This window comes from Arthrobacter sp. Cza30, from assembly GCF_059090765.1.
The window spans coordinates 62012-83484 of sequence record NZ_JBNHGA010000014.1 but is presented as its reverse complement, the minus strand read 5'-3'; the positions used below and the strand labels follow the sequence as shown (position 1 = coordinate 83484).

Annotated in this window: 20 protein-coding genes and 3 riboswitches; of the genes, 6 read left to right on the top strand and 14 right to left on the bottom strand. The window is 68.2% G+C overall.

The features are described from left to right. Positions 1-155 precede the first annotated feature (155 nt). Positions 156-692, bottom strand: coding sequence for a DUF1990 domain-containing protein (locus AC5RVZ_RS31290; RefSeq protein ID WP_494069494.1), 537 nt, complete (start codon positions 690-692; stop codon positions 156-158). Positions 693-695: 3 nt separating this feature from the next. Beyond that, positions 696-1100 carry an MmcQ/YjbR family DNA-binding protein gene (locus AC5RVZ_RS31285; RefSeq protein WP_494069493.1) on the bottom strand — a complete coding sequence of 135 codons (405 nt, stop codon included), beginning with the start codon at positions 1098-1100 and terminating at the stop codon, positions 696-698. 347 nt (positions 1101-1447) lie between these two features. Between AC5RVZ_RS31285 and AC5RVZ_RS31280 the strand changes: the two genes are divergently transcribed. Beyond that, a complete protein-coding gene (locus AC5RVZ_RS31280; protein ID WP_494069492.1) occupies positions 1448-2287 on the top strand; it encodes a DUF1206 domain-containing protein in 840 nt (279 codons plus the stop codon). 28 nt (positions 2288-2315) lie between these two features. On the opposite strand, the gene AC5RVZ_RS31275 is transcribed toward AC5RVZ_RS31280, so the two are convergent. From AC5RVZ_RS31275 to AC5RVZ_RS31235, 9 genes are all read right to left on the bottom strand, one after another. Then, entirely contained in the window at positions 2316-3236 is a 921-nt protein-coding gene (locus AC5RVZ_RS31275) for a MetQ/NlpA family ABC transporter substrate-binding protein (RefSeq protein WP_494069491.1), read from the bottom strand. Between the two features lie 26 nt (positions 3237-3262). Next, the gene (locus tag AC5RVZ_RS31270; protein ID WP_494069490.1) at positions 3263-3955 is read right to left on the bottom strand and encodes a methionine ABC transporter permease; all 693 of its coding nucleotides are present in this window, start codon (positions 3953-3955) and stop codon (positions 3263-3265) included. Next, positions 3952-5010 (bottom strand): methionine ABC transporter ATP-binding protein, encoded by a 1059-nt coding sequence (locus AC5RVZ_RS31265; RefSeq protein ID WP_494069489.1) that lies wholly within the window; start codon positions 5008-5010, stop codon positions 3952-3954. Before AC5RVZ_RS31265 ends, AC5RVZ_RS31270 begins: the two co-directional genes overlap by 4 nt. A 113-nt stretch (positions 5011-5123) precedes the next feature. Next, positions 5124-5215, bottom strand: a riboswitch (SAM riboswitch). Between the two features lie 78 nt (positions 5216-5293). Beyond that, positions 5294-6706, bottom strand: coding sequence for an LLM class flavin-dependent oxidoreductase (locus AC5RVZ_RS31260; protein ID WP_494069488.1), 1413 nt, complete (start codon positions 6704-6706; stop codon positions 5294-5296). 89 nt (positions 6707-6795) lie between these two features. Beyond that, positions 6796-6885, bottom strand: a riboswitch (SAM riboswitch). A gap of 89 nt (positions 6886-6974) precedes the next feature. After that, the gene (locus AC5RVZ_RS31255; protein WP_494069487.1) at positions 6975-8435 is read right to left on the bottom strand and encodes an APC family permease; all 1461 of its coding nucleotides are present in this window, start codon (positions 8433-8435) and stop codon (positions 6975-6977) included. 12 nt (positions 8436-8447) lie between these two features. Next, entirely contained in the window at positions 8448-9704 is a 1257-nt protein-coding gene (locus AC5RVZ_RS31250) for an acyl-CoA dehydrogenase family protein (RefSeq protein WP_494069486.1), read from the bottom strand. Between the two features lie 229 nt (positions 9705-9933). Further along, positions 9934-11172: an acyl-CoA dehydrogenase family protein gene (locus AC5RVZ_RS31245; protein ID WP_494069485.1), complete on the bottom strand. Its 1239-nt coding sequence runs from the start codon at positions 11170-11172 to the stop codon at positions 9934-9936. Between the two features lie 74 nt (positions 11173-11246). Beyond that, a riboswitch (SAM riboswitch) is annotated at positions 11247-11361 on the bottom strand. 89 nt (positions 11362-11450) lie between these two features. Next, positions 11451-11867, bottom strand: coding sequence for a CoA-binding protein (locus tag AC5RVZ_RS31240; RefSeq protein ID WP_494069484.1), 417 nt, complete (start codon positions 11865-11867; stop codon positions 11451-11453). 112 nt (positions 11868-11979) lie between these two features. Next, positions 11980-13302, bottom strand: a complete 1323-nt coding sequence (locus AC5RVZ_RS31235; RefSeq protein WP_494069483.1) for an alpha/beta hydrolase — start codon at positions 13300-13302, stop codon at positions 11980-11982. Positions 13303-13421: 119 nt separating this feature from the next. Here AC5RVZ_RS31235 and AC5RVZ_RS31230 point away from each other — a divergent pair, with 119 nt between their 5' ends. Next, a complete protein-coding gene (locus AC5RVZ_RS31230; protein ID WP_494069482.1) occupies positions 13422-13964 on the top strand; it encodes a helix-turn-helix domain-containing protein in 543 nt (180 codons plus the stop codon). A gap of 175 nt (positions 13965-14139) precedes the next feature. Here AC5RVZ_RS31230 and AC5RVZ_RS31225 read toward each other — a convergent pair whose 3' ends face one another. Beyond that, positions 14140-14505 carry a VOC family protein gene (locus tag AC5RVZ_RS31225; RefSeq protein ID WP_494069481.1) on the bottom strand — a complete coding sequence of 122 codons (366 nt, stop codon included), beginning with the start codon at positions 14503-14505 and terminating at the stop codon, positions 14140-14142. A gap of 361 nt (positions 14506-14866) precedes the next feature. Between AC5RVZ_RS31225 and AC5RVZ_RS31220 the strand changes: the two genes are divergently transcribed. From AC5RVZ_RS31220 to acs, 4 genes are all read left to right on the top strand, one after another. Next, positions 14867-15706 carry an ABC transporter ATP-binding protein gene (locus AC5RVZ_RS31220; protein WP_494069480.1) on the top strand — a complete coding sequence of 280 codons (840 nt, stop codon included), beginning with the start codon at positions 14867-14869 and terminating at the stop codon, positions 15704-15706. A gap of 107 nt (positions 15707-15813) precedes the next feature. Continuing rightward, positions 15814-16857: an aliphatic sulfonate ABC transporter substrate-binding protein gene (locus AC5RVZ_RS31215; RefSeq protein ID WP_494069479.1), complete on the top strand. Its 1044-nt coding sequence runs from the start codon at positions 15814-15816 to the stop codon at positions 16855-16857. After that, positions 16857-17780 (top strand): ABC transporter permease, encoded by a 924-nt coding sequence (locus AC5RVZ_RS31210; RefSeq protein ID WP_494069478.1) that lies wholly within the window; start codon positions 16857-16859, stop codon positions 17778-17780. Before AC5RVZ_RS31215 ends, AC5RVZ_RS31210 begins: the two co-directional genes overlap by 1 nt. Continuing rightward, positions 17771-19849: an acetate--CoA ligase gene (acs, locus tag AC5RVZ_RS31205; protein WP_494069477.1), complete on the top strand. Its 2079-nt coding sequence runs from the start codon at positions 17771-17773 to the stop codon at positions 19847-19849. Before AC5RVZ_RS31210 ends, acs begins: the two co-directional genes overlap by 10 nt. Positions 19850-20007: 158 nt before the next feature. On the opposite strand, the gene AC5RVZ_RS31200 is transcribed toward acs, so the two are convergent. Further along, a complete protein-coding gene (locus AC5RVZ_RS31200) occupies positions 20008-20835 on the bottom strand; it encodes an endonuclease domain-containing protein (RefSeq protein ID WP_494069508.1) in 828 nt (275 codons plus the stop codon). A gap of 143 nt (positions 20836-20978) precedes the next feature. Next, positions 20979-21344 carry a hypothetical protein gene (locus AC5RVZ_RS31195; protein WP_494069476.1) on the bottom strand — a complete coding sequence of 122 codons (366 nt, stop codon included), beginning with the start codon at positions 21342-21344 and terminating at the stop codon, positions 20979-20981. Positions 21345-21473: the final 129 nt, after the last annotated feature.

Sequence of the window (21473 nt, the reverse complement as noted above, 5' to 3'; positions counted from 1 at the left end):
TGTCATGCGCAAAATCGACTACTCAACTGACGCCCTTTTCGACGCTGAAAAGGCCGCTTTTTGAAAAGTGGAGGGGGTAACCGGCCTGGGGAGACGGGGTCCGGTTGAGGGGGGGTCACCGCCAGGGGGAGGCGGGATCCGCATGAGGGGGGGGGTCAGCGGGCCGGCCCGCCGGCGAGCGCCTGGGCCGCGGCAATATAGCGCCGCGTGACCAGCCGCTGGGCGGCCTCCGCCACCGGCGCGCCTGCCCGGTAGAACCAGTTGGCATGCCGGCTGAACGCGAACACCTCGAAGACCACCCGCCCGCTTGCCTCCAGCACAGCCACAAAGCCTTCCTCCCCCGACTCCGGATGCCCGGGCAGCGTGCCGTAGCCAAAGCCCGTCCGGGTCGGCGTCCGTTCCGTCCACACCACACGGCACGGGATGGCGAGCCGCAGCGGCCCGACCCCGAACCCGGAGACCACCTCCACGCCTTCGGCGGCCCTCGGTTCCGTGGCATCGACCCGCAGGCCGGCCAGCCGGTGAACTTCCCACCCCATCAGCCCCTCGGCCAGCCGGTGAAAAGCGTCTTCCCCCGTGCCGACGGCGACCCGCTCGTCGACGACCCGGTATCCCGGCGGCGAGGTGCGCTCCCGGGTCAGCCCCACGCCGTCGTACGTCAGCGGAACCCCGCCCAGGTCCTTGGCCTTCACCCCTCAGCCCTGCCGCGCATCGTAGCCCCGGGCCAGGCCCATCCAGCCCAGCATCTCGCGGTCGCGACGCGGCAGCGATGCCACCACCAGGTCGTAGGAGTCCTCGATCATGTCGCGCAGCATGACGTCGGGCAGCCCGCCGTCGCAGCGCACGCCGTTCCAGTGCGTTTTGTTCATGTGATAGGCGCCCGTGATCTCCGGATGCGCCGCGCGCAACTGCTGCGCCAGCACGGGTTCGCACTTGAGGCTGATGCTCAGCCGCGGCGCCTGCAGGTCCGAGAGCGCGAACATCTTGGCGGCCCGCCCCGCCGCCCGGACCTTGAACACCGACGCCTCGGGGCCAAACGGAAAATCCTCGAACGCCCCGGGCAGGGACAGGCAGAATGCGCGCAGCGCGGTTGCGTCCATAGGCACGAGCCTACTGCTCCGGGCCCGCGCCGGTCACGGTTCTGCGGGAACCGCGGTGGCGGCCCGCCCGGGCCACCGTCCGGGGCGAATCAGGTGTACGCCCGCAGCCCGTATCCCGCGCCCGCTCGGGGAGACCCAGGTGCCTGCTCGTCCCGCACCCGTCCGAGTCACCGTTCGGGGAGAACCAGGGTGGCGGCCGCGCTGCCCGCGCCCGCCCGAGTCCGCCCGGTGCGCGGCGGCAACTTCGGTGGCAGGATGGTTTCACAGTTGTTTCACGGGGAACGACGGCGGGGCCTCCGTGCCCCCGGCGGGTTTCGGAATGGGCCACGGCTTTGGAGAGGAGACCCATGGCAGACACCGGCAGGGAAGCGAAGCGGGCGGCCGGAAGGGCGAAAGACAAGACCGAGGACGCCGCCAATTCCAAGGTTTTCGAGCGGGTAGCGCGGTTCGGATACGTGGCCAGCGGCCTGCTGCACGTGCTGATTGGCGCGATTGCGCTGCGGCTCGCCTTCGGCGGAGGTGGCGAGGCGGACCAGACCGGGGCCGCCTCAAGCCTGGCGCAGCGCCCGGGCGGATTGTTCCTGCTCTGGGCGGGCATGCTGGCCGCCGCGGCCTTGGCCTTTTGGCAGATCAGCGAAGCGGTGTTCGGCGGCCGCGGCCGCCAGGCTAAGAAGAAATGGGGCTACCGGGCCAAGTGCGTGGGACTGGCCATCGCGTACACGGTGGTGGCGGTGTCGTTCGGCAGCTTCGCGTTGGGCTCCGGCGCCGACAGCAGCCAGAGCTCCCAAGATGCCAGCACCCGGCTGATGCAATGGCCCGGCGGTGTCGTTGTCCTGTTCCTGATTGGCGCTGTCATCATGGGCGCCGGCGTCTTCTACGTGTTCAAGGGCCTGAAGAAGAAGTTCCTAAGCGACCTTAAAAGGCTCCCCCGCGGCAGCACCGGCACCGCCGTGACGTGGCTCGGCGTCGTGGGTTATGTGGGCAAGGGGCTGGCACTGTTCGTGTTGGGGCTGCTGCTGGCTGTGGCCGCGGTGCAGCACGACCCGCAGGAGGTCAAGGGGCTGGACGGGGCGCTCAAGGCGCTGCGCGACCAGGCTTTCGGCCCGGCCGCACTCGCCCTCGTCGCAGTTGGCCTGATTTGTTACGGCCTGTACATGGGCGCCCGGGCACGCTACGCAAAGATGTAGCGCGCCCGGGGCCTCTCGCGTGTCGGCCCTACTCCGTGGAGACCGGCGTCAGCACGTCCTCGACCAGCGGATCCTCCGTGGTGCGCAGGTACTCCTCCAGCCGCGGATCCGAGAAGATCTCGATCAGTTTCTTGCTCTCCACGCTGTCCTTGAACTGGGTGCCGATCACCAGGCGGGAGGCGAATGTCTTCGGGGCCGCAGGGAACAGGATGCCCTTGTCGCGGCCGATCTTGCCGGCGTCGAACTGGGAGACGTAGCCGATCGCGGCATCGACTGAGTCGAGCATCCGCGGCATCGCCAGCAGGTCGGCTTCCTTCAGCTCGAAGCCGCGCGGGTTGCCGGTAACGTCGCGGATTTTCGCCGTTCGCGGCTCCACCGCCGGATCCAGCTCCAGCAGTCCCTCGCGCTGCAGCAGCCACAGCGCCTGGCCCTGGTTGGCGGAGTCGTTGGGCAGCAGCAGCACGGCTCCGCGCGGCAGGTCTTCCACCGAGCCGTAGCGGGTTGAGTAGAGGCCGAAGCCCCACTGGTACAGCTCCACCGTCGGCGTCAGTTCCAATCCGTTGGCGTCGGCGGACTGCTGCATGTACCACTGGTGCTCGAAGATGGTGGCGTGGAACTGCCCATCGGCCACCGCGCGATTGGCCTGGACCGGATCCTGCAGGCCCACGGCCTCGATCTCCACGCCGTAGTCGGGGGCGATTTCCTCGGCGACGAACTTCAGTATCTTCTCCTCCCCCGCCATCGCCGGTTCGAAGTGGACTTTCAGCGGCGAGGTGACCTCGCTGCCGGATGCCGCGACGGCCGGCCGGGACTGCTGCTGCACCAGCAGCAGCCCCAGGACCAGTGCGACGACGGCGGCAAGGGCGGCAATGCTCCACGGCAGGGCGGTGGTCTGTTTGCGCAGCGTGAAGCCGTGGTCGTGGCCGGACCCGGCGGAAGGGGTGCTCATGATGTGATGCTCCTGTTGGTCAGTTGCTAAGGGCGCAGCAGCGCGCGGGAGATTCGGTCGCCGGCAAACTGCACCAGCTGCACCGTGATGATCAGGACAACGATGGTGGCCGCCATGACGTGGGTGTCGAACCGTTGGTAGCCGTAGGTGACGGCCAGGTAGCCTATGCCGCCGGCGCCGATGGTCCCGGCAATGGCCGAGTATTCGATCATCGAAATGGTGTTGAGCGTGACCGCAGACGTAAGACCCGGCAGGGCCTCGCGCAGCTGCGTCTGCCGGATGATCTGCCCGGCGGAACTGCCCGTGACCAGCCCGACGGCCATGTTCTCGCGCGGCAGATCGTTGAGTGCGTTCTGCACCAGCCGGGCGAAGAACGGGATGCCGGCCAGTGTCATCGGGACCACGGCTGCCGCGATGCCGATGGTCGTTCCGGTAACCCACTTGGTCAGCGGGATGATGGCGGCCATCAGTACCAGGAACGGGAGCGAGCGGCCCATGTTGACGAGCCAGCTGAGCGTTCCGTGCAGGCGCGGCCGGGGGAACAGACCGCGGCCGTCCGTGTTGTACAGCAGCACGCCGGTGGCGCCGCCGACCAGGATCACCATGACCATCACGATGCCGACCATCGCCCAGGTTTCGCCGTAGGCCGGCAGCAGCAGCGCCGGCAGGTCCGCCCAGGGCGTGTCCAGCCCGACGGCGGCGGTTTCTGCGGGCCTCATGCGCGCACCTCGATTTTCTCGTTCCTTGCATATTCGTCCGCGTCCGTCGGCGGCGTTTCCGCCGCGTCCACGGCACGGTGGCGTGCCTCTGCGGTCAAACCCAGGCCCGCCAAGTAGGCGCGGACCTCGGCCTCCGGGCGGCCGGCAATCCCGATGTCGGCACGGCCCAGCACCGCTTCGCCATGGGCTTCCACCGAACCGCCGAGCAGCGCCACGCGTACGCCGAGGCCGGTGGACAGGCGGGTCATCCACTCCGGGTCCACCGGCCCGTGCCGGTACGAGACGGACAGCGCGTAGTCGAAGCCGGCCGGCAGCGGGAGGGCGCGGATTGGCAGCAGTTGGCGGCCGGCGGCGGAGGCCGGATCGGCCACTAGGGCGCCGATCGGCCCGTATTCCGCGACGCGGCCGCCGGAGAGCACGGCCACCTGGTCGGCGACGTGGCGCACCACGTCCATCTCATGGGTAATCAGGATGACCGACAGCCCCAGTTCGGTGCGCACGTCGTCCAGCAGGTCCAGGATCTGCTGCGTGGATTCCGGATCCAGGCCCGACGTCGATTCGTCGGAGAGCAGGATCCGGGGGCGAAGTGCCAGCGCCCGGGCGATGCCGACCCGTTGCTTCTGGCCGCCGGACAGTTGGCCGGGATAGGCGTTGGCCTTGTGCAGCAGGCCCACCCGGTCCAGCAGTTCGGCCACGCGGTCCTCCATCTGAGCGTGCACCACGCCGAGGTTTCGCAGCGGCAGCGCCACGTTCTCCGCCACCGTCATCCGGCGCAGCAGGGCCGAGTGTTGGAAGATCGTGCCGATGGCGCGGCGTTCGCCGCGCAATGCCTGCCCGGACAGGGCGGAGAGGTCGCGGCCGTCCACCAGCACCTGGCCGGAGGTCGGTTTCTCTAACAGGGAAATGCAGTGGGAGAGGGTCGTCTTGCCGGCGCCGGAAGGGCCGACAACGGCGGTGATCGACCCCTGCTGGATGGTCAGGTCGATGCCCTTGAGCACCTCGACCGTCCCGCGTCGTGTGTCGTAGCTCTTGTGCAGATTGCGGATTTCTATCATTGCGGGCCGCCCCCGGCATACCTTTTCATGCTGCTCCTGAAGGTCAGGGAGCCCCGGGCACAGCCGATCACGGCGCGCAGGCATGGCGCGGCCGGTTCCGGCCCGGCCCGGGTTCTCCATCGGTTCTGGCGTTAGCACCGTGCGGCAGTTGCCGGGGTTGCTGCGGCGTCATCGAGCCAGATCTCTCGGCCGCTCTGGATGGTTCTTGCCGTCGGCGGTGCCCGCCCCCTGAAGGGGCGGCGCACCGGCGTCGTTGTTTAGCTGGTTCTGCTGCTGCCCACGCTTAGTCGACCAGCGCGTTCTGCAGGCGGAAGCCGGCGGCGCGGTGGTTCTCCGGTAGCTTGTCGCCGCGGCCGAAGAGCTTGTTGCGCAGGGTCCCCGGCGCGTACTCCGTGGGGTAGGCTCCCAGCTTCTGCAGCTCCGGCACGACGTATTCCACGATGTCCTCGAAGGTGCCCGGGGTGATCGCGTAGGCCAGGTTGAACCCGTCCACGTCGGTCTCGTCGACCCACTCCATTAGCTTGGCGGCCACCTCACCGCCGGAACCGACGGTGATCGGGCCGAAGCCGCCGACGCCGACCCATTCGGCCAGCTGGCGGATGGTCCACGGCTTGCCGCTGTCGCCGGAAGCCTTCTGGAAGGTCTCCACCGAGGACTGGATGGCATTGGACTTCACGTTTTCGCCGATCACGTCGTCCGGGCCGTAGGTGGAGAGGTCAACGCCCATCCAGCCGGAGATCAGCGCCAGCGCGCCGTTGATGTCCGCGTAGGACTTGTAGTCCTCGAACTTGGCCTGCGCGGTGGCGGTGTCCGGTCCGGTCACAACGGTCTGCATCGCGTAGATGCGTACGTCGTAGCGGTCGCGGCCCGCCGCTTCCACGGCGTCGCGGATCTTCTTCACCGACGCCGCGAGCATCTCCTTGGTCGGGCAGGTCACGAACACCGCCTCGGCGTTCCCGGCGGCGAACTCGGTGCCGCGCTTGGAGGCCCCGGCCTGGAAGATGACCGGGGTGCGCTGCGGGCTCGGCTCGGTGATCGCGATGCCGGGAACCTTGAAGTACTTGCCCTCGTGCCGGATCTCGTGGACCTTGGCCGGGTCGGTGAAGACGCCGGTCTCGACGTCCTTGACCACGGCGTCGTCCTCCCACGAGCCCTCGAGCAGCTTGTAGATGACCTCGAGGTATTCGTCCGCGTGGTTGTAGCGCTCGTCGTGCTCCAGCTGGTCTTCTTGGCCCATGTTGCGCGCCGCCGAGGGCAGGTAACCGGTGACCACGTTCCAGCCGACCCGCCCGTTGGTCAGGTGGTCCAGCGTGGCCAGGCGGCGGGCGAACGGGTACGGGTGCTCGTAGGCGGTGCCGGCGGTGACGCCGAAGCCGAGGTTCTCGGTCACCGCGGCCATCGCCGAGACCAGCATGAACGGATCATTCACCGGGACCTGGGTGCCGGCGCGCAGCGTGGTCTCGTTGGAGGACCCGAAGACGTCGTAGGTGCCGAGCACGTCGGCGATGAACAGGCCGTCGAAGAGGCCCTTTTCCAGCACCTTGGCCAGGTGGGTCCAGTAGCCGATGGTGTTGTAGTTGGCGGACTTGTCCTGCGGGTGGCGCCACAGTCCGGGCGACTGGTGGCCCACGCAGTTCATGTCGAAGGCGTTGAAACGAATCTGGCGCCGGGGGTTGGGCTGCGGGTTTACGGTCATGTCAGGCTCCTTTTCTGATGAGAAGAGCCCGCGCCGGTCCTCCGTTGGGCATGCGAGTGCCCAACGGAAGACCAACGAGAGATCGAGCTTCTCCATCGGTCCTGGCGGTAGCACCTTCCTCAGGGAGGGGGTTGCTGCGGCGTCAACAAGCCAGGTCTCTCGGCCGCTCTGGATGGGTACCCCTCCATTGGACACCCGGGGGCGTCCCGGAGGGAAATGTTCGCCGTCACGCGAGGTAAGAATTACGGCGCGTGACGCCGGGTAAAAATTACGACGCCGGGGCGGAGCCGGCTTTGGCCTGCGGCCGCTTCCATCCCGCCACCGCTCCCGCCCCTAGGCAGACAAGAATCAGGACGACGACGGCGATGGCCAGCGGCACACTGTTGCCGACCAGGGTGGGGAGGTTCTGCAGGATCAGGCCCAGGATTCCCAACAGCCCGATCAGTCCGAGCGCCGGGGCGACGGAGCGCTTCCAGTCGCGGGCCGGCGCACCCTTTCTCCGGAAGAAGACCAGCACCGCGATGCTTGTGAGCGTCATCAGCACCACCACGCCCAGGGAAGCGAAACCGGCAAACCAGGTGTAGAACTGCACGATCGGGTCCCAGCCGGCGACGGCGGCTGTCAGCAGGAACAGGGCAACCACTCCGGTCGAAGCGGCCGAGGCCAGATGTGGCGAGTGGTGCCGGGTGTGCGTGCCGGCCAGCTTGGCGGGGAAAATGCCTTGTCCGGCGATCTGGAAGAAATAGCGTGAGCTGATGTTGTGCAGGGACAGGATGCAGGCGAACAGGCTGCTGGCCAGCAGTACCTGGATGACGTGGCTGCCCGCGGTGCCGAGGTAGAGCGCCGTAGTCTCCGAGAGCAAGGTGCCGGGCGCGTCCGTGGCCTTTTGGACGATGCCCTCGTCGCCCCACACGCTGATCAGCAGCCAGCTGGAGAGCGCGTAGAAGCCGCCCACCACGATGAGGGCTACATAGGTGGCGCGCGGGATCGTCTTGTCCGGGTCGCGTGCCTCGTCGCGGAACACGGCGGTCGCCTCGAAGCCAATGAAACTCAGGATGGCGAACAACAGCGCGATGCCGGGCGCCCCGGACAGCACGGTGGACGGGGTGACGAACCCGGTGGACAGGCCCTCCCGACCGCCGCCGCCAAAAATTACGGCAGCGTCAAGGACCAGCACGATCAGCACCTCGGCGACCAGCAGTACCCCCAGCACCTTGCCGGAGAGCTCGATGTTCCGGTGGCCCAGCCAGGCGACGGCGGCCAGGGCGGCAGCGGCCCATGCCCACCATGGCAGTGCCGGCCCGCCGTAGGCGCGGACCACTTCGTCGACGGCCGGCGCCAGCAGGCCGTAGACGCCGGCTTCCAGCGCGAGGTAGGAGAGCAGAGCCACGAAGGCCGCCCCCAGGCCCGCCCTGCGGCCGAGGCCTTTGTCGACGTAGCTGAAGAACGCGCCGGCCGTTGGCACGTGCGGTGTCATGGTGGTGAAGCCGACGGCAAACAACAGCAGGATGGCCATGGCCAGCAGGTAGATGAAGGGAAGGCCAGCGCCGTTGCCGCTGACGATGGCCAGAGGGACGGTTCCGCCGATGACGCCCAGTGGCGACGCGGCGGCCAGCACGATGAGCACGATGCTGGCGACGCCCAGCCGGCCGGAGAGCCGCGGAACGCCGGTCGCGCCGGCCACAGCCTCGGGCTTTGCGAGGGTCGGGTTATTGGTGGATACGGACATTGTGGCCTCTTCCTAGACGGCCGCGGAACGGGCGGCGGGGCTGACTGACTGGCGTTCGGCGTCGGCGTTGGCCTCGCCAATCGTCCAGACGAAGGGGGGTTCGGTGGCGTTGACTTCCCAGTCGCCGACGATCCGGGACTTATAGATAAACGGGTTGTGCGTCGCCACGGTGCGGGCGTTGCGCCAGTGCCGGTCCAGCGCCTTGTCTGTGCTGGTCGAGGAGGCACCGAGCGCATTGAAGAGGGCGCCCGCGGCGTCCGGGACCAAGGCGCTGAGCACAATCTGCGCACGACCCGATTCCAGTTCGACGGCGATGTTGGCCGCCTTCTCGGCGTCGCCGTCTGACTGCCGCGAGGCGAAGACGCGGTCCAGGCTGCGGGCAACGCCGAGCGTGGTTGCCTTCGCGGCGTAGGCCGTGGCGCTGATTTCGCCGACCACTTGCAGGACCTGCGCGTCGTGCCGAACCAACGGGGCGTTTCCGTGGCCGAACACCCGCTTGCGGTCCCGCACGTTCTCCGCGGCTTCGCTGGTGACGGCCTGGGCGATGCCGGCCAGGGTCACCAGCAGGATGTGCTGGTAGAGCGCCGTCTGGTACGGGAAGCGGTCGGCGAAGGCGGACACGTTGGCAGGGTCCACCAAAGCGTCGGTAAATACGGTGGTGCCGCTGCCGGTGAGCCGCTGGCCGAAACCGTCCCAGTCGTCGAAGGTTTCCACGCCCGGCGTCTTGGTGGAGATGATCACCGAGACATCGGAGCCGTCCGGGCGCTTGGCGGTGACATCGATCCAGTCCGAGAAGATGGTGCCGGTGGTGTAGAACTTGCGGCCGCTCAGCAGCAGCTTGCCGCCGGTCTCGGACAGCACGGTGGCGGTTCCCCCGGCGCCCGGTTCGGTCCAGGCGTTGCCGGCCAGCTCGCCGGACGCGAAGCGCCGCAGCCAGGCGCTGCGATCCGAGGTGCGGCCGTGGTGGTACAGGTTCTCCTCCACCAAGGCGATGTGCGAACGCAGCGCCTGCGGAATGTTGCTGTCCGCCGTGGCCAGCTCGATCAGGAGTCGGGTGAACTCTTCCCAGTCCAGCCCGTCGCCGCCGAACTCGGCCGGAATCCGGGCGGCGCCGAAGCCGGCGTCCTTCAGCCAGCCGATCTGGTCAAACGGCAGTTCGCGGGTGAGCTCGCGGCTCAACGCCCCGGCGGCGATGCGCGCGAAGATCGGGCGGTATTTGGCGGCCGCGGCGTCGAAGGCCGTGGCGAGGTTGTCGATGGTTTCAGTCATGGTGGTTCTCCTGGGGGTTCGGCGCGTGGGCGCGAGATGGGGCCCGGTTGAGGGCAGCGGTGATGGGGCCCGGGTTGAAGGCAGCGGTGATGGGGCCTGCGGATCGGGGGGCAGCGGTGGTGACCGCAGATTCGGGCAGCCCTGATGCAGCCTGCGAGTCGCAGCAGTCATGACCGGCCCGCGGGCTGCGGACGGTCAGGAGGTGACCCGCAGGCGCGGGCTGCGCCGCTCAGGTGTAGAGCGAAATCGGTTGGACGTCGCCGAGCAGGTAGTTGGCGCCGACCTCGACCTTCTTGTAGTCGACCGGGTCGTGCAGCGTGTGGGTGCGGATGTTGCGCCAGAAGATGTCCAGCCCGACCTCGGTTTTCGCGGAGGACGAGCCAGTGGTCTCGAAGATGCGGTTCGCCACGTCCACACCCACCTCGGTGGACACAACCTTGAGCCGCGCAATCTCGAGCGCGATGTCCGCCCGGGCTTCCGCGCTCAGCTGCGCGCCGGCGGCAATAACAGCGTCGAACCTGGCGTTCGTTCGGTCGGCCAGGGCTTCCACCGCGGCAACCCGCGAGACCAGCTCGCCGTAAACCCGCTGTGTCAGCGGATCCTGGGCATAGGTCTCCTGCGTGCTGAGGAACCAGGAGTTCCGGCGCGCCAGCGTGATCCGGCGCCCGCGGTCCAGCGCCCCCTGCGCGATGCCCAGGTAGAGGTTGCCGAAGGCCAGCTGGATGTAGGGGGTGACCAGCGTCGAGAAAGGCTCCTCCCCTACCTCGCCGATGATGTCCGCGGCGGTGACCTGCACGCCGTCGTACTTCACCGAACCACTGGCCGAGAGCCGCTGGCCGAGCGCATCCCAGTCCCCGAGGTATCCGATCCCCGTCCGGTCATGCTCCAGCGCGAGGGCCAGGAACTTGCCCTGCTGCAGTCCGGCCGCGATCACGGCGTTGACCAGGATGACGTCGCCGACGGAGGCGCCGGTGGAGAAGTGCTTGGTGCCATTCAGCCGGTAGCCGTCGCCGTCGGGAACCAGTTCTAAATTCGGGTCCACCGGGTTCACGGAGTCGCCCCAGGACCAGCGTCCCCGTGCGGAGCGGCGGAGCAGGCGCTCCTGCACCTGCGGATCACCGTAGAAGACGACCGCGCCCTGATTGGCGTAGTGGTAACCGAGTATTTGCGCGATCGACGCGTCGGTGCGGGCCAGGATGCGCACGGCGTGCAGCGCGCTTTCCCAGTGCCCGCCCTCGCCGCCCCATGCGGCCGGGATGATCAGGTTGAGCAGCCCGGAGTTGCGCAGCAGTTCCACCTCGGCGTGTGGGTCGGCGTTGCGGCGGTCGCGCTCCAGCACGTCCGGCGCCAGCGCGGCGGCAACGCCTTCGGCTATCTGCTGCCAGTGGGCCAGTTCCTCGGCGGTGGCCTGTCCGGTCCACGGGGATCGGCGGGTCTGCGGGTTGTTTTCGGTCACGACGGCGGTCATGTCGGCTCCTCAAGGCGGGGCTCCCGCAGGGCCGCGGCGCAGCAACCGTCACGGTTGGGGACGCAGCCCGGAGGGGGCCGTACTTGCCGGGCACGGTGTTGTGCGCGGCCGGATCCTCATCTGGGGCACCCCGCTACGGGAGAGGGTTGCCGCCCAACCAGCCAGAGCTTGTCGTTGGGACTCTTGATCTCGGAGTCGAGTATGCCGGGGCCGATCCGGCGCACGGAAGCACGTGACAGGCCGTGACGTTCCGCGGCGCAATGTTACGGGCGCCCGACCTAGAGGCCGAGGCGCGGGGCCTCGATGGCTGGGCAGGTATCCATGACGACGTCCAGGCCCGCCGCCCTGGCCCGTTCCGCGGCGGCTTCGTCGACCACGCCCAGTTGGAGCCACACCGCCTTGGCACCGATTTCGATAGCCTGGTCCACCACCGGGCCCACCTTCTGCGAGTTCACGAAGCAGTCCACCACGTCGATCTCGCCGGGAATGTCCCCGAGCTTTTGGTAACCGGTCAGACCGAGGACGTCGTCGCCCTGCAGGTTGACGGGGACGACTTCCATGTCCAGTTGGTCCATCAGGTACCGGGAGATGCGCATGGCCACCCGGTGCGGGTTCGTGGACAGGCCGACGACGGCCCAGCGGCCCGGCGTGCTCAGCAGCCGGTAGACGACCTCGGGGTCATTTTGGTGTGCCATGGCGCCACCCTACCTGCGACTCTTCGGCACCGGAACCGCCCGCACACCCCGCATCACCGAGAGGCGGATAAACCCCTCCCCCGGCAGCCCGGGCCATCCGGGCAGCCGGTGACTAGCCAGCCAACTGCCCGGTGGCAGGCGTTCCAGCCGCGCCGGAAGCCGAGTCCGCCTGCTCGGAGATCCAACGTCCCACCAGCTCCAGCAGTTCAGCGTCCACGGGCTCGCGGATCTGGCGCTTGTAGTCGGAGAGGGTCGGAGCCTTCGGGTCGCGGCGCAGCAGGTGTGACAGGTCCTCGATTTTCCTCGTGGTCACCGGGCCGGGAACGGTCGCCGCGATGATGTCCAGGTCGGCCGGGTCCACCTGCACGTCCTTGGCCCCCGTGACAGCCAGCACCGGCATGTGCAAGCGCTCCAAGTTCGGAACGGGGTCGAAGTCGAGGAACTCCCGGTGCCAGAGCGCGTTGATCTTTCGGCCCTGCATGCGCACCACGTCCTCGGTGGTGGTGCGAAGTTTTTCCACCGATTTCGCCTGCATCTTGACCAGGTCCTGGCGTAAGAGCTTCAGCAGCAAGCGCGGGAAGGCGGGCAGCGAGTCGCTGATCTGGGCTGTCTGCCATCTGCCTGTCTCGAAGCCCGTCTGTGCCGAGGCCGAAAGCAGCACAGCCCCATCCACCCGTGTGCCGGGATCTGCCGCCAGGGCCGCCGCGTGGTAGCTACCTTCGCTGTGGCCGACCAGGAACACCGGCACGCCCGCGGCCTTCTGGTCGGCCATCCAGCGGAGGGCGGCTGCGGCGTCGTCGGTGTTCTGACGGAAACCGGCCGCCCAGAAGATTCCTTCCGAGGCGCCGGTACCGCGCTTGTCGTAGCGCAGAGACGCGATTCCGTGGCCGGCAAGCGCCGTCGCCAGGTCACGGCTGATGCCCAACGGCATCCGTTTGTGATCGGCATTGCGGTCGATCGGGCCCGAGCCGGGCAGGATCAGCGCGGCGCCGCGGACCGTTCCGGCCGGTTCGGCCCAGGTTCCCGCCAACTGAACGGTCCCGGACGGAAAGCTGACCACTTCTTCGGTGAACGCCTGACCGGCGGGCAGGCCGGCGGCGGCACGGATCCGGGCCGCAACATCCTCGGCGTCGGGAAGCGACACAACCACCCGGGCGTACTTTTGCCCGTCCAGGTCAAGCTGCACTGCCGGGGTGCCGCGGCGGGCTACGGCGAGGGTCCTGCCGCGGCCGCGCCAGGTTCCCACCCGGGTCCGTCCCGGGATCGCAAGCCCGGGAGCCCGCAGGCCGTGGACGCCGTCGAACGCGTCCGAGAGCACCCGCACGGAGGTCACCGCAGACAAGGGGAATCGCTGCTCGCCGAGCAGCCCCGCGATTTTCTCGAACCGGTCCAGCTCCAGCACAACCTCCTTGTTCCCCACCACTATCGCCGCCACTGCGCCTCCCTTCGGTCGTTTATTGCTCGTGTCTTGGTCGTTTTGGCCGCGGCTTGCCTGCCGGACAGTACGATTATTATCAGTTGTGGGAACAATGTCAACTGTGAGAATGTTGAGCCATGTCCTCCTCACCGAGCGCCGACCTAATCCTGCACCCGGTACGCTTGCGGATCGTCCAGACGCTGCTGGGCAACCGTGAGCTCACCACAGCCGAGATCTCCGCCGAACTTCCCGACATCCCGACGGCGACGCTTTACCGGCACATCGGCACGCTCTCGAAGGCAGGCGTGCTGGCGGTGGCCCAGGAAAGGCCGGTACGCGGCACCACCGAACGCACCTTCCGGCTGGACGTGGCCAGGAGTTCAGTGGCCGAAAACGACCTGGCCTCCATGACCGCTGAGGACCACCGGCGCGGCTTCATGGCCTTCGCGGCCGGGCTGCTGGGGGCCTTCGACCAATACATCGCCGGGGAGAATCTGGACTTCGTGCGCGACGGGGCCGGTTACCGGCAGACCGCTCTCTGGATGACGGAGGAAGAGTTCGAGGAATTCACTGCCGCCATCAGGGCTGCCGCGCAGAAGGTGGCGGCCAACGGCCCGGAAGAAGGGCGGCACCGCCGATTGTTCTCCACGGTCCTCATCCCGGCGGATCCGCCCGCCTGATCGCCAGGCCCGCTTGCCCGGCCGGGCCCGCACCGGGAGCTGCGTCCGACATCGGCGGCTTAGGTGCGGGAGCAACGTCCGACGTCGGCGGCTTAGGTCGGGAGGCGGCGTCGTCGGCGCCTCCCAAACGAACGGAGGCATCGCCGTCGTCATGACCCGGGAGGGATGGCCGGCGTTACGCGTCCCAGCAGAGGCAGAAGGGGTGTCCGGCGGGGTCGGCGTACACCTGGAACCCGATGGCGGCCGCCGGGTCGTCGGCCGGCTTCAGCAGCTTGGCACCCAAGGATGTCGCCTGTTCATGGGCGGCCGCGAGATCGTCGATGTAGAGGTCCAAGTGGATCTGCTGCGGCGCCCCGTCCGGCCAGTCGGGCGGGATGTGGTTGGGTGCAAGCTGGAACCCCAGCCGCGGTTCGCCGTCCACGAAGACCGTGTGCCAGTCCTCTTCGGCCTCGACGGTTCCGTCCAAAAGGTTGGCCCAGAAGGTGCTCTCCGCCGCGAGGTCGGCGGCGTCGAATACGACGATCTGTCGGCTGATTTTCATGCGGTCATCCTGCCATCGCGCCGAAGCCGCGTCCATGGATAGCCGTGACGCGGTTGTCTCGCCGGCCGGTTCCCCCACGAGCGGTTCGCGCCTGTGTTACGGCAGATTGTCATCGCGCCTTTGTTACGGGTCATTATTACGGGCGGTTTGCCGGGAGCGCCGCGGGTGCCGTTTAGTTAGTGGTGACCATCCCGAGCGGCCGAGAGACCTGGATCGACGACGCCGCAGCAACCCTGGTCACCGGAAGCCCACCCAGACTGCCGGTGATAACGAGGTGACAAGCCACGGGTACGGCCGGCGAAAGCCGTGCCGCACGGCTTGATCCGTAGGGTGCTACTGCCAGGATCGATGGAGTGATCCCATGACTGCAGTACTGTCGTCGTCCCGCCACGCGGCTCCCGCTTCCGCTGCACCCGCGGCCCGATCCGACTCCGCCCTGGCCGTTTCCTTCCGCCGCCTGAACCGAACCTTCGGCGCCGGGGCCCAGGCCCACACCGTGCTGCGCGACGTGAACTTCGAGGTCCGTCCCGGCGAGGTGCTCGCCATCCTGGGCCCGTCCGGCTGCGGCAAGTCCACCTTGCTCCGCGCCGCCGCCGGCCTCGACGCGCCCAGCGCCGGCGCCGTGGAAATCGACGGCACGCCGGTCCAGGGTATCGACTCCCGCTGCGCCGTCGCGTTCCAGGAACCCCGGCTGCTGCCGTGGCACACCCTGCAGGCCAACGTGGCCATCGGCCTGCCCAAGAGCTCCAGCGCCAAGCAGGGCAAGTCCAAGGTCGCCCGGCTGCTGGACCTGGTCGGGCTGGCCGCCTTCGCCAAGCACCGGCCGCGCGAGGTCTCCGGCGGCATGGCCCAACGGGCATCCCTCGCCCGCGCCCTGGCCCGCAACCCGGGCGTGCTGTTGCTGGACGAACCGTTCGGTGCGCTGGACGCGCTGACCCGGATCAAGATGCAGGACCTGCTGCTCGATATCCACGCGGCGGAACCCACCACCGTGCTGCTGGTGACCCACGATGTGGACGAGGCCCTGCAACTGGCGGACAGGATCATCGTGCTCGGCAAGGAAGAAGGCCGCGAGGACGACGGCGCCACGATCGTGCGCACCGTCGATGTTCCCGGCATCCGTCCGCGGGACCGCGGTTCGGTCGAGCTGGCCCGAATGCGCCGCTCGCTGCTCGAAAGCCTCGGCGTCGACGGCCATTAGGGCCGCCGTCGCCACTCAACAGATCAACCATCTCCCGGGCCGTTCGCGCCCAAAAATCATCCGCCGCGGAATTTCTCCTGTTCCGCACACCGTCCAAAGGAACCACCATGTCTCTTGCCAGCCGTTTCTCCCGCCGCCCGCTCCTCGGCGCTGCCGCCGTCGTGGCCACCGCCTCGCTGGCCCTGACCGGCTGCGTTGCCGGTGAGGATTCCGAAGCCACCGCCGCCCAGGGCGCCGGAGATGGCGTGCTCAACATCGACTTCGCCACCTACAACCCGCTGAGCCTGGTCATCAAGGAAAAGGGCTGGCTGGAGGCCACCTTGGCCGACGACGGCGTAGAGGTGAACTGGGTGCAGTCGGCCGGTTCTAACAAGGCCAACGAGGCGCTGCGCTCCGGAGCGGTCGACGTCGGCTCCACCGCCGGTTCCGCAGCGCTGCTGGCCCGTGCCAACGGCTCGCCGATCAAGACCATCAGCCTGTACTCGCAGCCGGAATGGGCGGCCCTCGTGGCGTTGCCCGACTCCGGCATCGAGTCGGTCGAGGACCTCAAGGGCAAGTCTGTGGCGGCCACCAAGGGCACCGACCCCTACTTCTTCCTGCTCCAGTCTCTGGAGGAGGCCGGCCTCTCCGCTGACGACGTCACCGTGGAGAACCTGCAGCACGCCGACGGCTTGACCGCGCTGAAGCAGGGCTCGGTCGACGCTTGGTCCGGCCTGGATCCGATCATGGCCGGCGCCGAGCAGGACGGGGCCGAGCTGTTCTACCGGAACCTGGACTTCAACACCTACGGCTTCCTGAACGCCACCGAGTCCTTCCTGGAGGAGGAGCCGGAGCTCGCCCAGACCGTGGTGAACGCCTACGAAAAGGCCCGCGCGTGGGCCGCCGAGAACCCGGAGGAAACCGCTCAGATCCTGGCCGATGTAGCCGGACTGGACCTCGAGGTTGCCACCAAGGTGATCGCCGAGCGCAGCAACCTGGACGTGGAGGCCGCCCCGGGCGAGAAGCAGCGCGCCGTGCTGGCGAAGGTCGGCCCGGCGTTCGTCGAGACCGGCGACGTGAAGAGCCAGGCCGACATCGACGAGGCCCTCGCAACCCTGCTCGATGACTCGCTGGTGAAGAAGGCCGATCCGTCGGCCATCAAGGAATCCTGATGACGCACCTCGGCAACCCCGGCGCATCCGGCGCCAGCGCTTACGCCACTAGCCAGGAAGGCCTCTCGGCCACCGGTGTCCTCAAGACCGCGGGCGTGCCCCGGCCGGACCAGGACGGCCCCTCGCCCGAGCGGTCGCCCGCCGGCGGATCGTCCCGGACCGGGGTGCTCGGCAACGGCTGGGCCCGCCTGCTCCTGGGCCTGCTGCTGCCCGCCGTCCTGCTCGCCGCCTGGCAGTGGAGCACCTCCGCCGGACTGTTCAGCTCGGTCCAACTGCCGGCACCGGTGGCCGTCATCGAGGCCGCGGTCGACCTGATCCAGCGCGGCGAACTGGCCCAGCACGTGGCCATCTCCACCCAGCGTGTGCTGCTCGGCTTTGCCTTCGGCGCCGCCCTCGGCCTGGTCTTCGGCGCGCTGATCGGGCTGTCCAAGGTGGCCGATGTGCTGCTCTCCCCCACCATCGGGGCGCTGCGCGCGGTGCCGTCGCTGGCGTGGGTGCCGCTGCTGATCCTGTGGATGAAGATCGGCGAGGACTCCAAGGTCACGCTGATCCTGATCGGCGCGTTCTTCCCCGTGTTCACCACCGTCTCGCTGGCGCTGCGCCATGTGGACAAGAACCTGGTGGAGGCCGGCCGCGCGTTCGGGCTCAAGGGCGTAAAGCTGCTGACCACCGTGCAGCTGCCGGCCGTAGTGCCCGCCGTGTTCTCCGGCCTCCGGCTGGCCCTGGCCCAGGCGTGGCTGTTCCTGGTGGCGGCGGAACTGATCGCCTCCTCCATGGGCCTGGGCTTCCTGCTCACGGATTCGCAGAACAACGGCCGCACCGACCGGCTGCTGCTGGCCATCGTCCTGTTGGCCATCATCGGCAAGATCACCGACGCGCTCCTGGGAGTCGCGGAGAAATGGGCAGTCAAGAGATGGGCATAGAAGTAGCCGAAACCGCCGGCGGCCGCCGCGCCGCCGGGAGCACCGCCGTCGTCGGTCACGAAAGTTCGGCGCCGTACCGCGACCGGGTGACCGAATGGCCGGAGCCGCAGACCGAGGCCGAGCGGATAGCGTTCTGGGAGCGCGCGGCGGCCCGGCTCCAGTGGGCCGAGCCGTGGCACACCGCGCACTCCGCCACCCCGGTGGACACCGCGGCCCGGCGGGGGCCGGAGCTGCGCTGGTTCGACGGCGGCACGCTCAACGCCGCGGTCAACTGCGCCGACCGGCACGTCGAAGCCGGGCTCGGCGACAAGGTGGCGCTGCACTTCGAGGGCGAGCCAGGCGACCGCCGGACGGTGACCTACCGCGAGCTCCAGGAACTGGTCTCGCAGGCCGCCAACGCGCTGCTGGCGCTGGGCGTCGGCAAGGGCGACCGAGTGGTCATCTACCTGCCGGTGCTGGTGGAAACCGTCGTCATCACGCTGGCCTGCGCGCGGATCGGGGCGGTGCATTCGCTGGTCTTCGGCGGCTTCTCCGCGGAGGCCCTGAAGTTCCGGGTGGAGGACACCCGCGCCAAACTCCTGGTCACCACCGACGGCCAGTACCGCCGCGGCACCGCCGTCCCGGTCAAGGCCAACGCGGACGCGGCCGTCGCCGGCGAGAACGCGATCGAACACGTGCTGGTGATCAACCGCACCGGCCACACGGACATCAACTGGGTGGAAGGCCGCGACGTGTGGTGGCACGACGTCGTCGACACCCAGCCGCGCGTCCACGAGGCCGAGGCGTTCGACGCCGAGACGCCGCTGTTCATTATGTACACCTCGGGCACCACCGGCCAGCCCAAAGGCCTGGTCCACACGACCGGCGGCTACCTGACGCAGGCCTCGTTCAGCCACACGTACCTGTTCAGCAACCCGGACCCGGACGCGCGCGCGGACGACGTGCACTGGTGCACCGCAGACCTGGCCTGGGTCACCGCGCACACCTACGAGATCTACGGGCCGCTGAGCAACGGCGTCACGCAGGTGATCTACGAGGGCGTGCCGAACGCCCCGCACCCCGGCCGGCACTTCGAGGTCATCGAGCGCTACGGCGTGACCAGTTACTACACGGCGCCCACGCTGGTCCGGTCGCTGATGGGCTGGTTCCCCGACGGCATTCCGGCCGAGTACGACCTGAGCTCCATTCGCCTGTGCGGCACGGTGGGCGAGGCCGTGAACCCGGAGGCCTGGCGCTGGCTGCGCAGCCAGGTGGGGCGGGATTCGCTGGTCGCCGGGGACCCGTCGTCGGGCGTGCCGATGGTGGATACCTGGTGGCAGTCCGAGACCGGGGCCACCGTGCTCTCGCCGCGCCAGACCGATGCGTCCTTCAAGCCCGGCTGCGCCACCCGCGCCTTGCCGGGGCTGGCCACGGACATCGTGGACGACGGCGGCGCCCGGGTGGGTGCCGGCGAGCAGGGCAACATTGTGGTCACCAGCACCGGGCCGGCGATGGCGCGGACCGTGTGGGGCAACCCGGAGCGCTACTTCACGTCCTACTGGGAAAAGTACGCGGCGCAGGGCTGGTTCCTGGCCGGCGACGGCGCCCGCTTCGACGCCGACGGCGACACCTGGATCCTGGGCCGGACGGACGACGTCATCAACATCTCGGGGCACCGGCTGTCCACGATCGAGATCGAGTCCGCGCTGGTCTCACACCCGGCGGTGGTGGAGGCCGGCGTCTGCCCCACCTACGACGCCAAGACGGGGCACGCGGCCACGGCTTTCGTGGTGCCGCGCGACAAGTCGCTGATCGGGACGGCGGTTGCGGGGGCCGCGGCGGCTGGCACGGCGACGGCCGAGCAAACCGCCGCGGTCGCCGCGCTGCGCAACCACGTGGCCACGCAGATCGGGCCGATCGCCAAGCCCCGCGACGTGGTTTTTGTGCCCGACGTGCCAAAGACCCGCAGCGGCAAGATCATGCGCCGGCTGCTGACCCAGTTGTTCGAGGGGACGGAGCTGGGCGACACGACCAGCCTGCAGAACGAGCCGTGCATCGCGGAAATCCAGGCCATCTGCGGGGCACGGTAAAGTTTTCCGCCTTCCCAGGTCAGGGCTGTCCATGTCTTGGCGGACCGCTCGACGTTTTCCCTAGTCAGCGCAAGAGGCCGCTCCAAGAGTTGGACAGTTGCTGCAGAACTTGGACAGCCGACCTGCCGCCTGCATGGCTCAGGGGGAACCTCTGGCACTCAGGCAACACGCCGCAGCATCGTCATGACTTCGGCGACAACGTTCTGGGGCGTGAAGACGAGATCCTCGTACACGTACCGCAGTGTTGGAAACCCGCTGAGCATGCCGGCATTGTTCCTTTTGCGGTCCTTCCTGAAAGTCACCCGGTCCCAGTGGAAGTCGAACCCATCGAGCTCGATGATGATCCGGCCTTCCACCACCATGTCCACTCGTCCAAGCCCCTGAATCGGTACCTGGGTTTCCACCCGAAGCCCGACCGCGCGGAACAGGTCGCGAGCGATAACCTCAAGCGGCGAATCGGCGTCGTAACCGATGCTCAAAACGACTGCTCGACGCATGCCGTTGCGTTTGCCAGGAAGCAGCTCCACCAGTTCGGCTTTGGTGACGACACCCCTGCGCACGGCCGATTCCGCTACGACCAACGCCTCCAGCCGAGGCCGGCATCGGATGGCGTGCAGGACGCAGTCCAGGATGCTCACGTAGCTCCCAGGCCGCTGCCTCCCCAGCAATTCGCTTCGGTGCTTGACAGTGGACGGCGGCTGCCGGCTATGGAGCGTCCACAGGTGCAGTTGATCCGGGTCTTTGATCGTCCAAAGCCCTAGTTCCCGAGCCGCTGAAATGCAGGTAATCAATCCGTTGGCCAGCACGGCTACGCGTACGTTCGCATCAGCCTTCTCCGTACCGACGATTCCTTGGCGAAGCACAGTGATCGCGCCGTTCTTCAAGGCTGCCTGAATCTGGTCTCGGCTGAAACCGCAGCGGGCCAGTTCACTGGCTGGGAGTGTTCCACCGCGTCGTTCAACGTAACCAGCTATCGCCTCGTCCATATCCACGAGCATGTAGGCTGCGGCGGCGGACAGCTAGATCGCCGCACTCTCCCTGTGGACAACGTGCTGAGTGGCCTGGCAGGCCTTGGGATTAAGTGAGGTGGGCGTGCCCTAACAGGATGGGGCGCACCAGGACGTGTGCGTCAGTAGCGGCCGCCGAATTGGTAGATCTGCGTACGGACCTTGTCCCGGTGCTCCTCCATCAACGCTTCCTTCGCTGCCCCGGCTTGCCAGGCTGAACGGAGCCAGCGGGCGGCCGCGGCCAGGCCATGGAAAGTGGCGGCTCCGAAATTTCCGTTAGCGCTCAAGACGCCAGTCCGTGTAGCCGCGTGCACCGGCTGCGGCAGGCTCAAGGGATCGCCTGCATTGCTCGGGCGAGAGGTGGCAGTGGCCGGGCCACCTGTTGCAGTCGTGGGATAGGGCAAGGCGGCAGCAGAGGACTGGCTGGAGCGGTATGACCGGCCATCGGCGTCGAGGATGTGGTGCGGGGTTTGGGTTGAAGTAGTCATGGCTTCAGATTCCGCCGATCGGCCGTCGCCGGCCACGATTCGGCACAACCCGAATCCGGGAATAATCCCGGGAGCCCCTTGTGGGTAGAAAACCGGGAAGCGGCGGGTCCATGGGGCCGAGGGATCGAG